Source organism: Cognatishimia sp. MH4019, assembly GCF_020177595.1.
Classification (GTDB): Bacteria; Pseudomonadota; Alphaproteobacteria; order Rhodobacterales; family Rhodobacteraceae; genus JAHTBL01.
Genome location: NZ_JAHTBL010000006.1, coordinates 210,410 through 220,535, shown reverse-complemented (window position 1 = coordinate 220,535; position 10,126 = coordinate 210,410). Strand labels below are relative to the sequence as shown.

Annotated in this window: 10 protein-coding genes, 1 tRNA gene and 1 pseudogene; 10 read left to right on the top strand and 2 right to left on the bottom strand. The window is 59.1% G+C overall.

Annotated elements, in window-relative coordinates; all coding sequences use genetic code 11:
* Positions 1-130 precede the first annotated feature (130 nt).
* From KUW67_RS12670 to KUW67_RS18385, 3 genes and pseudogenes are all read left to right on the top strand, one after another.
* Positions 131-1,180 (top strand): annotated as a pseudogene (locus KUW67_RS12670) (ABC transporter permease); the annotation flags it as partial.
* A complete protein-coding gene (locus KUW67_RS12665) occupies positions 1,177-1,896 on the top strand; it encodes an alpha/beta fold hydrolase (RefSeq protein WP_224825677.1) in 720 nt (239 codons plus the stop codon). The pseudogene KUW67_RS12670 and the gene KUW67_RS12665, both read left to right, overlap by 4 nt.
* 287 nt (positions 1,897-2,183) lie before the next feature.
* Entirely contained in the window at positions 2,184-2,600 is a 417-nt protein-coding gene (locus tag KUW67_RS18385) for a hypothetical protein (protein ID WP_255596819.1), read from the top strand.
* 2 nt (positions 2,601-2,602) lie between these two features.
* On the opposite strand, the gene KUW67_RS12655 is transcribed toward KUW67_RS18385, so the two are convergent.
* A tRNA-Ser gene (locus KUW67_RS12655) sits at positions 2,603-2,692 on the bottom strand.
* 221 nt (positions 2,693-2,913) lie between these two features.
* Between KUW67_RS12655 and KUW67_RS12650 the strand changes: the two genes are divergently transcribed.
* From KUW67_RS12650 to KUW67_RS12620, 7 genes are read left to right on the top strand one after another with little or no spacing between them, the layout of a single operon-like run.
* Positions 2,914-3,789, top strand: a complete 876-nt coding sequence (locus KUW67_RS12650; RefSeq protein ID WP_224825675.1) for an SPOR domain-containing protein — start codon at positions 2,914-2,916, stop codon at positions 3,787-3,789.
* A gap of 12 nt (positions 3,790-3,801) precedes the next feature.
* Positions 3,802-4,962, top strand: coding sequence for a D-alanyl-D-alanine carboxypeptidase family protein (locus KUW67_RS12645; RefSeq protein WP_224825674.1), 1,161 nt, complete (start codon positions 3,802-3,804; stop codon positions 4,960-4,962).
* Between the two features lie 3 nt (positions 4,963-4,965).
* Entirely contained in the window at positions 4,966-5,583 is a 618-nt protein-coding gene (gene tmk / locus KUW67_RS12640; protein ID WP_224825673.1) for a dTMP kinase, read from the top strand.
* Positions 5,580-6,716, top strand: coding sequence for a DNA polymerase III subunit delta' (locus tag KUW67_RS12635; RefSeq protein WP_224825672.1), 1,137 nt, complete (start codon positions 5,580-5,582; stop codon positions 6,714-6,716). Before tmk ends, KUW67_RS12635 begins: the two co-directional genes overlap by 4 nt.
* Positions 6,713-7,501 carry a TatD family hydrolase gene (locus tag KUW67_RS12630; protein ID WP_224825671.1) on the top strand — a complete coding sequence of 263 codons (789 nt, stop codon included), beginning with the start codon at positions 6,713-6,715 and terminating at the stop codon, positions 7,499-7,501. Before KUW67_RS12635 ends, KUW67_RS12630 begins: the two co-directional genes overlap by 4 nt.
* Entirely contained in the window at positions 7,501-8,292 is a 792-nt protein-coding gene (locus tag KUW67_RS12625; protein ID WP_224825670.1) for an MBL fold metallo-hydrolase, read from the top strand. Before KUW67_RS12630 ends, KUW67_RS12625 begins: the two co-directional genes overlap by 1 nt.
* Entirely contained in the window at positions 8,292-9,218 is a 927-nt protein-coding gene (locus KUW67_RS12620; protein ID WP_224825669.1) for an AEC family transporter, read from the top strand. Before KUW67_RS12625 ends, KUW67_RS12620 begins: the two co-directional genes overlap by 1 nt.
* On the opposite strand, the gene KUW67_RS12615 is transcribed toward KUW67_RS12620, so the two are convergent.
* Positions 9,215-10,126 (bottom strand): ABC transporter permease, encoded by a 912-nt coding sequence (locus tag KUW67_RS12615; RefSeq protein ID WP_224825668.1) that lies wholly within the window; start codon positions 10,124-10,126, stop codon positions 9,215-9,217. The two genes, KUW67_RS12620 and KUW67_RS12615, sit on opposite strands and share 4 nt — an antisense overlap.

Here is a 10,126-nt window from a genome sequence, read left to right as displayed (position 1 = left end):
CTTCTCGCCGTGGCTCTTACGTGTTCCGGGTTTCTGTCTCATCTCCACTCCTTGGTGGTTACGATGTGCCAGAAACCCTCTCTTATCAAATCAACCTAAACTGTCCCATTGGTGCTGACGTCAGACAGTTCTCATGGGACTTATCCTCTTGGTCTGCGTCAAAATCGTTCAGTCAATCGTCGCAAACTGGGCGCTTGAGCAGCGGTTTTCCGAGTGGTCGTCAGATCGAAGCATCCGGTCCGGCATGCCAGTCCAACACATCGCACTCAGCGCGATTTTCATGGTGCTGATCGTCTCGACTGCAATGCTGCATTATAGCTTTCCGGGGCAGTTTGGGCTGCTTAAAACCTTCCCGACCGACCCAAGCATCCGTCTCACCGGTGTGACATGGGTAGAAGACTTCATCGCGTGGTGTGTCCGCAATAGCGGGCCGTTCTTTGATGCGCTGACTTTCGGCATCCGGTCCTTGCTTGATGCGCTTGAGGTCATCATTGTTCAGACGCCTTGGATCGTGATCGCAAGCCTGATCGTTTTGCTGACCTGGCTGACCGCTGGATTACGAACCGCGATCTATTCTGGTGCATTCCTTGCCTATATGGGCCTGCTCGGTTTCTGGGAGGCCGCGATGACAACGCTGGCCCTTTTGGGAACAGCGGCATGTTTGTCGATCGCTATCGGGATCCCGCTGGGCATGTTTGCAGCCCGCCGTCCTCGGTTCTATGCCTTTATCCAGCCGATCATGGACTTCATGCAGACCATGCCCGCCTTTGTCTTCATGGTGCCCGTTATTGCCTTTTTTGGTGTCGGCAAACCTGCAGCAGTGGTTGTGACAATGATCTTCGGGGGCACACACGTTGTCCGGTTGACCGTTCTGGGCCTACGGGGCGTGCCGGAAAGCGTGCGCGAGGCTGCGATCAGTTTTGGTGCGAACAAGTGGTACTTGCTGACGCGGGTTGATTTACCTCTCGCCAGCCCGTCGATCCGGGCCGGGATCAACCAGACAATCATGCTGTCACTCGCGATGGTCGTGGTGGCGTCCTTAATCGGGGCCAAAGGTCTGGGCGAAGACGTGCTGGAGGCACTGCAATATGCCAACGTTGGACAGGGGATCCTGGCCGGGTTCGCGATTCTCTTTTGTGCCATGATCCTTGACCGTATCGTTCAAGGCCAGCGCAAGTGATCCCTTTGGTCTTTGTCCACGGCTTCATGGGCGGCAGTGCACAGTGGCGCGGGCAGACGGATGCCTTGGTGGATCACTGCGAAACGATTGCGCTTGATCTGCCGGGGTTCGGCAAAAATGCCCATCTACCACCGATTGCCACAATTGGTAGATTTGCCGATTGGGTGATAGCCGAACTGGACCACCGCGATGTCCAGCGCTTTCACTTGCTCGGCCATTCTATGGGCGGGATGATTGCACAGGAGATTGCGACGCGCATCCCGGATCGAATTGAAAAGCTGATCCTTTATGCAACAGGTTCCATTGGCGTTCTACCCGGCCGGTTTGAGACAATTGCGCAAAGCAAAGCCCGCGCCACGGCAGAAGGAGCAAAGGCGACGGCACGGCGTATTGCTGCCACCTGGTTCTTGCATGGTAGCGAGTCTCCTGCTTACGAAGACTGCGCGGCTATCGCCGAGCGTGCCGGGCCGAATGCCATTCTCGCCGGACTGAATGCTATGGAAAGTTGGTCGGGTCACGATGCGCTTCCTGATCTCAGTTGCAGCACCCTTTTGATCTGGGGTGATCGCGACCGTACTTATACGTGGCCACAAATCGATAAACTGTGGAAGACCATCCCGCAAACCAGCCTCTCCGTTATTCCAAATTGCGCGCATGCAGTTCATCTGGAATGCCCGAAGCAGTTTAATGATGTACTCGTGAGTAGCATTCAGTAGTGCCGCAGGTGCTGTAGCCCCAGATCGTTTTAGTCTGGCTTTAGTCGGCACCATCGGTGTCCGGCTCGGGTGCTTACGGGGATTGGATATGCTCAAGTATTGGCGAAGCTTTGCGTTGAATTTTGATTTGAAGTGTCTGTGCTTAGCGCCCCGAGACGGTACTTCTTGCCGTCAATTCTCCTTAGATAGTCCATTTCCGTTTTCTGGATGTCTACTTGGTATCCGCAGTTATTGACTGGCTCCCTGCCCTCAAGGACTTAGTCAGATTGCAGCGCTGTGAACGGCCAATGATCGACAAACCTCATCTGTCAGCGGGGCACGGTGTTCTTGACCCGTTCTATTCCGCTCAACATGAACCTGTTGGGCGAATTCATCAAAAACAAGGATCTTACGATGGCGAGTTCACACCCTGCCTGGCCATGCGGCGATATTCGAGCGCCCGTTCCCGCGCTTGGTTGATCGTGACAATATCCCACGCGCCAAACGAAGTTCGTGCGCAAAGATGCGCCCTTCTTATTTTTCTGGCTTTTGACAACAACACGAACGATCCGGCGCCGTCCGTCGGGTGGGTCCACTACATGGGAAATCCGGTTCCCATCGCCGTGATGCCCAGCCCCAAGGCTTTCCGCCAGTTCCCTGGACTGGACCAAAAACATCAAGTTTCACAACACTCAGGGCGATCTGATCAAATCAGCAAGTTATAAGTTGGCGGAGGCTCAGGGATTCGAACCCTGGGGACGCTTTCACGCCCGCCGGTTTTCAAGACCGGTGCATTCGACCACTCTGCCAAACCTCCGCGGTCGCATAGCCCTACCGCCGCAAGTGCGATTCTGAAAGATCGTTTTATGCCGGGCAGATCGGGCGCGCAGTTCACGGGGATTTTTGCCGCCCAACTGCCGACAGACTTCCCAAAACGCAATGCCACCGTTAAGATGCCGCCAAAGCGTGGGAGGAAACCCGCGCATCAACAGGCAGGGCGCTTGCCCAATCACGTCAGAGCAGTCATGGGGCACCGGTATGACGACAGGAACTCTCAAACGGACGATCCTTGTGGGGGCGGCACTTGTTCTGGTCGCCGCATGTGAGGACGGACAGGGCTTCACCAACCCATTTAAGCAAAGCGCCGCCGCCAGTGATGGCAGCGCACCTGCCGCAACTGGCACAAGCCGTATGGTCGAGCGGGATGTGGAAGCACCCGATGTCTTTTCCGTCTCCGAGGCCGGATTATGGGACGGCCGCCCGTCGCTTGGCGGTGTCTGGGTCGCGCATCCTGACGTCAAGGACCCCGAACGTGTGATCATCCGCAACGAGGCAACCGATCAATTCGTCATCGGCGCGTTGTTCCGCAAAGAACGCGAGACACCGGGACCGCGTGTTCAGGTCTCCTCTGACGCCGCAGCCGAGATCGGATTGCTGGCAGGCCAGCCACAACGTATCAGCGTTGTTGCTCTGCGCCGCGAAACGGTTGAAGAAGCACCCGATCCGGTCGAGGCCCCCACCGAAGACGGTCTGAACGCGCCAGCACAAATCGAAGCCTCCGAGCTTGATCCGATTGCAGGCGCAGCCGCCGCGATTGAGGCCGCCGAAAGCACTGGAACACAAGCCGCCGCTGCGGCAGCCCCCGCGCCCACACCTGCCCCGCGCCCAACATCAAGTTCGCTCGCCAAGCCCTTCATTCAGATAGGTATTTTCTCGGTCGAGCAGAACGCCAAGAACACCGCTGCGTCCATGCGCACGGCTGGAATCGTGCCGATCATCAAGCAATCGACCTCCTCCGGTAAAACGTTCTGGCGGGTCATCGTGGGCCCTGCCGGCAACAGCGCTGAGCGGGCCACATTGTTGAATAAGGTAAAGGAAAAAGGCTTCAACGACGCCTATTTCGTCACCAATTGACGGGAATCTGACATGAAAACGCTGCTCCTCTCTGTCACTGCTTTGCTCATTACGGCCTTTCAGGTCGCCGCCTTTGACACCCGCGCCAGCGCGGCATTCGTGCTGGATCAGACCACTGGCACGGTCTTGCTGAACAAGAACGCCAAAGAACCCTTGCCTCCCGCCTCCATGTCGAAGCTGATGACGCTTTACATGACCTTCGAAGCCGTCGCGGACGGACGCCTTACGCTGGATGAAACCCTTCCCGTATCACAACGCGCGATGGATCTGGGCGGCTCTACCATGTTCCTGAACACCCGCGATCGCGTCACGGTCGAGGATCTGATCCGCGGTATCATCGTACTGTCGGGCAATGACGCCTGCATCGTGCTGGCCGAAGCGCTCAGCCCGGACGGAACCGAGGCCGGGTTTGCCCGCATGATGACCGCGCGGGCCGAGGAAATGGGGATGATGAACTCGACCTTCACCAACTCTACCGGCTGGCCGCAAGCCGGGCATCGCATGTCGATGGAAGACCTTGCGATACTCGCCGACCGCCTGATCACGGATTACCCGACCTACTATCCGCTCTTTGCCGAGCGTGAGTTCCTTTTTGATGGTCGCGCGCCGCAGAACAAGCGCAATCGCAACCCACTTCTGGGTCTCGGCATTGGTGCGGATGGTCTGAAAACCGGCCATACTCAGGAAGCAGGTTACGGCCTTGTCGGCTCTGCCAAGCAGGGCGATCGGCGCGTGATCTTCGTGATCACCGGGCTTGATACCGTAGCCGCGCGCGCTGAAGAGGCCGAGAAAATCACCACTTGGGCCTTCCGCCAATTCGTTGAGAAAGAGGTTGCCACCAGCGGCACGCTCATCACCCAGGCCGATGTCTGGATGGGCAATCAGACGACCGTTGGCCTGACCGTTCAGGACGATCTGTCCCTTTTGGTTCCGGTCGTCGGTGCAAACACGGTGAATGCATTCGCCGAGTTCAACGGCCCGATCGAGGCGCCGATCGAAGCTGGCCAACAGCTTGGCGAACTGGTGGTCGAGGTCGAAGGCCTGCCGGAAACGCGCCATCCTCTTGTGGCTGATCGCGCTATTGCGCGGGGCGGTGTTATGCCCCGTCTACGCGCTGCTGTCACGGTGTTGCTGCGCGACTATGCGGGCATCTCGACCCAAGGCACGATGTAGTCTGTGACCGCGCGCTTCATTACGTTTGAGGGTATCGACGGTTCGGGAAAATCCACCCAGGCCAAGCGCTTAGCCGCCGATCTTAAAGCGGATGGCATTGATGTCGTGCTGACCCGCGAACCGGGCGGCTCTGCGGGGGCTGAGGAAATTCGCAGGCTTCTGGTAGAAGGCGATCCGGACCGCTGGTCTGGCGAGACGGAACTCCTGCTCTTCACAGCCGCCCGCCGCGATCACCTTGAAAAGACAATTTTGCCTGCGCTTGAGGCTGGCAAAACCGTGATCTGCGACCGCTTCGCCGACAGCACCCGTGTTTACCAAGGAGCCGCGCGCGGTGATCTGCGCGCCGTCGTCGACCAGTTGCACGCGCTGATGATCGGGCGCGAGCCGGATCTGACCTTCGTGATCGACATGGATCCGTCTATTGCCCTGCACCGCGGCTTGGCCCGCGCCAGTGGTGAAGATCGCTTCGAAGATCTTGGCCTGGCCTTTCAGGAAAAGCTGCGCGCGGGCTTTGCTGCGCTGCAAAGCGAAAGCCCGGATCGCATCCGCCTGATTGACGGAAACGACACGCCAGAGGTGGTGGCCCAGACGATCCGGAGCGTGCTACACACCACCTCATGAGCGACGACGATTTCCCCCAGCCCGACCGTCTCGACGGCGCGCCGCATCCGCGCGAGACGGTGCAGCTGATTGGGCAGAACGCCGCGCGCGACGCATTTCTGACCGCCTACAGCTCTGATCGGTTGCACCACGGCTGGCTGATCACCGGCCCGAAAGGTGTCGGCAAAGCCACCCTCGCCTGGCAAATCGCACGGTTTCTGATCGCAACCCCGCCTGCGCAGGATGATGGTTCGTTCGGCGCGCCGCCGCCGCCAACCACCCTCGATATCGACGCCGAGCACCCGGTCGCGCGCCGCATGATGGCCGGGTCTGAACCGGGCCTGTTTGTCCTCAAACGCCCCTATGACGAAAAGCTCAAGCGGCTCAAACAGGACATCACAGTTGACGAAGTGCGCAAGCTCAAAGGGTTTTTCGCGCTATCCTCCACCGATGGCGGCCACCGTGTCGTGATCGTGGACGCCGCCGACGAGATGAACGTAAACGCCGCCAATGCGCTTCTCAAACTGCTCGAAGAGCCCCCGAAAGACACGACGCTCCTACTGATCAGCCATCAACCCTCGCGCCTCTTGCCCACGATCCGGTCGCGGTGCCGCGAGCTGCGCCTCGCCCCTCTCGCCCCGGATCAAGTGGCCCAAGCCCTTACTCAGGCTGGCCAAGACGGCACCCAAGCGGCCGCCCTTGCAACCCTCGCTGGTGGCTCCGTTGGAGAGGCGATCACCCTTCTTACTCTCGACGGGGTGAAGCTCTACGCCGATCTTGTGAACCTGTTTGCCACCTGCCCCAACATGAACCGCGCCCACGCTCTGAAGCTGGCCGACAGCGCCGCCGGGCGCACGAATGCCGCGCGCTTTGATCTGATGCTCATGCTCATTGATCTCTTTCTCGCCCGCGTGGCCCGAACCGGTGCGATGATGCCGCCTGTTCCGGCCAATGACGCGGAGCCCGCGGTGCTATCGAAACTCGCGCCCAGCCCCCATGCCGCCCGCCATTGGGCTGCGCTCCAGCAAGACCTCAGCGCCCGCGCCCGCCATGGCCGCGCCGTGAACCTTGACCCCTCATCGCTCATTCTAGATATGGTCCTGAAGATTGATCAAACCGCCGCGAAACTTGCGGCCCCTCAAGGTGCTGCATGACCCTTCCGCATATCGTTGACAGCCATTGCCACCTTGATTTCCCCGATTTCGAGGACGACCGCGACGCCATTATCACCCGCGCACGCGAGGCCGGCGTGACACGTATGGTGACGATCTGCACCAAGCTGCGCGCGGAGCCTACTGCGCGCGCGATTGCCGAGAAATATGAGGGCGTCTTCTACGCTGCTGGCACCCATCCGATGTCCGCCGCTTCCGAACCTTTGATTGCTGTCGAAGACCTCGTGACACTCGCCGATCACCCAAAATTCGTCGGAATTGGAGAGACGGGCCTCGACTATCATTACACTGCTGAAAGCGCTGATATCCAAAAGGAATCTCTGCTCATTCATATTGAGGCGGCCCGCCAAACGGCACTCCCGCTTATCATCCACGCGCGCGCGGCGGATGACGACATGGCGCGGATCCTCACCGACGAACACGCCGCTGCTCCGTTCACATGCGTCATGCACTGCTACTCTAGCACCCGCGAACTGGCTGAAACCGCCCTCGACCTTGGCTTCTATCTGTCAATGTCCGGCATCGCGACCTTCCCCAAATCACAAGAGGTCCGCGATATATTCACCGCCGCCCCAATCGACCGCATTCTGGTCGAAACAGACGCGCCCTACCTTGCGCCCCCGCCCCATCGCGGCAAGCGTAACGAGCCGAGCTATACCGCCCACACTGCACGCGTGGGCGCCGAGGTCTTCGGCATGGACTACGCCGATTTCGCGGTCCAAACCTCGGCCAATTTCGACCGCCTCTTTACGAAAGCGGCGAGCTGATGCGCCGGTTTACGATCCTTGGCTGTGGCTCCTCCGGCGGCGTCCCACGTTTGGGCGGCAATTGGGGCGATTGCGATCCGAATAACCCGAAAAACCGCCGCCGCCGCTGTTCGATGCTGATCGAGCAAGACGGCCCCGACGGCACAACCCGCATCCTGATCGACACCTCTCCAGACATGCGCAGCCAGCTTCTGGACGCAGGCGTCGGAGAGCTGGACGCCGTCGTCTACACCCATTCCCACGCCGATCATGTCCACGGCCTCGATGACATCCGCATGATCGTCTATAACATGCGTGCCCGCCTGAACGTCTGGGCCGATGAGGCCACACAAAAAGACCTCTACGCCCGCTTTGGATATGCCTTCATCCAGCCCGAAGGCTCCAACTATCCGCCGATCTGCGAGATGAATACAATCGACGGCGACGTTATCATCGACGGCGCGGGCGGCCCTGTCACCCTCACCCCGTTCTACGCCAACCACGGCATGATGGACGCGCTTGGGTTTCGGGTCGGAGACCTTGCCTATCTCCCCGACGTCGCCGACCTTTTCCCCAACGCATGGGAGAAGCTGACCGGCCTCGACACGCTCATCATCGACGCGTTGCGCCGCTCGCCGCATCCAACCCATCTGCATCTTGAAAAGACGATGGACTACATCGCCCGGATCGTACCGAAGCGCGCTGTTCTGACCAACATGCATATCGACCTCGACTACGCGACACTGGACGCTGAAACGCCCGACCATGTCACACCGGCTTACGACATGATGACGATCACACAAGCGCTCTGATGCAGGCGCTGCTTAACGTCATCCTACCGGTTTTCTTGCTGATCGGAGCTGGATATCTGGCAGTCTGGCGCGGGTATTTCTCTCAAGCCCATGTCGACGGGCTGATGAAATTCACCCAGAACTTCGCGATCCCCTGCTTGCTCTTCGCTGCCATCTCAACACTCGATCTGGGACAAGAGTTTGACTGGCGTCTGCTCCTCTCCTTCTACACTGGCGCCACGCTCAGCTTTTTAGCGGGCATCTTTGGCGCCCGCCTGATCTTTAAACGGCCATGGGCTGATTGCGTCGCGATCGGATTTTGCTGCCTCTTCTCCAACTCCGTCCTGCTTGGCCTGCCCATCACCGAGCGCGCCTACGGGGCCGATGCCCTTGCCGGCAATTACGCGATCATCGCTATCCATTCGCCCTTCGCCTACGGCCTTGGCATCACCGTGATGGAGATCGTAAAGGCCGACAAAACAGGCGCAGCCTTAGTGCCGCAAGTTCTCAAAGCGATGTTTCGCAATGCGCTTATCCTTGGCATTGGCCTTGGCTTTGCCGTCAACCTCTCAGGCATCACACTGCCCATGGTCGTCACTGATGCCGTCAACCTCATGGCTCGCGCAGCCCTGCCAGCCGCGCTTTTTGGCCTCGGAGGTGTCCTTGTCCAATACCGCCCCGAAGGCGATCTGCGCACCATCGGCTTTGTGATCTGCGCCTCGCTGATCCTGCATCCCGCGATTACTTGGACCGTTGGAACCGCGCTTGACCTAGACCGCGACGCATTTCGGTCAGCCGTGTTGACTGCGGCCATGGCCCCCGGCATCAACACTTACATTTTCGCCAATATGTACGGGGTCGCCAAACGCGTCGCCGCGTCCTCGGTCCTGATGGCAACCGCGCTGTCTGTCGGCACGGTCTGGGTCTGGCTCAGCCTGCTTCCCTAGCTCTGCGAAATTCCCCGCAGCCGGTCCGAACGCCGCCGCAACAACTCAACCGTGGTTAGCAGCGCAATCGACACAATCACCAAAATCGTCGCCACCGACAGAATCGCCGGGCTGATCTGCTCACGTATCCCATTCCACATCTGACGCGGGATCGTCTGTTGGTCGAAATCGGCCACGAACAGGACCACAACCACCTCGTCAAAACTTGTGACAAAGGCGAAGAGCGCGCCGGAAATCACACCAGGCAGGATCAGCGGCATGATGATCTTGAAAAACGTCGTTGTCGGAGTCGCCCCAAGGTTCGCCGCAGCGCGTGTCAGCGAATGGTCAAAGCCCACCAGCGTCGCCGTCACCGTGATGATCACAAACGGAATGCCCAGCGTCGCATGGGCCATGATGATCCCGATATAGGTATTTGCGAGGCCCACCTGGCTGTAAAAAAAGAACATTCCCGTCGCCACGATGATGATCGGCACGATCATTGGCGAGATCAGGATTGCCATGATCGCGCGGCGGTAGGGCATCTCGGGCCGCGAGAGGCCCAGAGCGGCCAATGTGCCCAAAACTGTCGCCAGAATGGTCGAGAAAAATCCAATGATGACCGAGTTTTTGGCCGCCTGAACCCAAGCCGCATTCTGCCAAGCATCCGACCACCACGACCCGTCCCGCGGCACGTCCGGAGCTTGCATCCCGAAAGTTAACAGCAGATCATACCAGCGCATGGAATAGCCGGTCGGATCGAAGGACAACATCTTCTCGGTGAACGTGAAATACGGCTCGGCGTTGAAGCTCAGCGGGATCACAATCAGGATCGGCGCGATCAGGAACAAGAAGATCAGTCCACAGATCACCAAATAGCAATAATGCCAGATCTTTTCGAGCGGGGAGGCGTGTTTCGGAAGTGCCAT

What these genes read in the sequence shown, in the direction of transcription:
- KUW67_RS18385 (WP_255596819.1), top strand. Translation starts at nt 2,184, where the DNA reads ATGATCGACAAACCTCATCTGTCAGCGGGGCACGGTGTTCTTGACCCG.
- KUW67_RS12650 (WP_224825675.1), top strand. Translation starts at nt 2,914, where the DNA reads ATGACGACAGGAACTCTCAAACGGACGATCCTTGTGGGGGCGGCACTT.
- KUW67_RS12645 (WP_224825674.1), top strand. Translation starts at nt 3,802, where the DNA reads ATGAAAACGCTGCTCCTCTCTGTCACTGCTTTGCTCATTACGGCCTTT.
- KUW67_RS12635 (WP_224825672.1), top strand. Translation starts at nt 5,580, where the DNA reads ATGAGCGACGACGATTTCCCCCAGCCCGACCGTCTCGACGGCGCGCCG.
- KUW67_RS12630 (WP_224825671.1), top strand. Translation starts at nt 6,713, where the DNA reads ATGACCCTTCCGCATATCGTTGACAGCCATTGCCACCTTGATTTCCCC.
- KUW67_RS12625 (WP_224825670.1), top strand. Translation starts at nt 7,501, where the DNA reads ATGCGCCGGTTTACGATCCTTGGCTGTGGCTCCTCCGGCGGCGTCCCA.
- KUW67_RS12620 (WP_224825669.1), top strand. Translation starts at nt 8,292, where the DNA reads ATGCAGGCGCTGCTTAACGTCATCCTACCGGTTTTCTTGCTGATCGGA.
- KUW67_RS12615 (WP_224825668.1), bottom strand. Translation starts at nt 10,126, where the DNA reads ATGGCACTTCCGAAACACGCCTCCCCGCTCGAAAAGATCTGGCATTAT.